The organism is Vibrio sp. 1078-1, assembly GCF_033340475.1.
Map to the genome: position 1 here is coordinate 1 of NZ_JAWOWM010000719.1, position 557 is coordinate 557.

The 557-nt window shown below is 46.9% G+C and carries 1 protein-coding gene; it reads right to left on the reverse strand.

Features of this window, described 5'->3' with window-relative positions; translation table 11 throughout:
- Positions 1–557: type II secretion system protein GspD (locus R7190_RS29695; protein WP_411978106.1), on the reverse strand; the 557-nt coding region annotated here is incomplete at both ends.

The following is a 557-nucleotide window of genomic DNA, read 5'->3' on the forward strand; positions in this document are numbered from 1 at the left end:
CACTTTCGATTCACTTTCTAGTGCACGTTCATCAACCAAACCACCTAGCACCAGCATCTGACCATCTTGGATCATCACGGAAGTGTTAAGTTGGCGCTTCGCGAAACGAACGTCAACGGCACCATTGGCACCCAATACGTTAGAGACTTCTTGTTCAATATTTAGCTGAACAGAATCACCTTCGTTGATCTGTGGTACAACTTTGAGCTTGATACCGACTTCTTTACGATCAACGGTTTGGAATGGGTTGTCGTTGTTTGAACCAGCAGTCGAGCCAGTAATAACAGGCACTTCTTCACCCACGATGAATGAGGCTTCGCCGTTATCCATCACAGTGATACTTGGAGAAGACAGGATGTTTGAGTTGGAATCCGAAGCAACCGCACTAATTAGCGCCGTCCAGTCACCCATCACGATGCTCATTGCGGCACCATTTACGCCGCCAAGAGCAGATGCAAGTGTTGAGTAGTCACCTTCTTCAGTGTACTGACGGTTTTCCCACTTGTTCGTATCACTATTCCAGTAGCTTTCCGTTTTGGTAACGTCTTTCGCTTCTT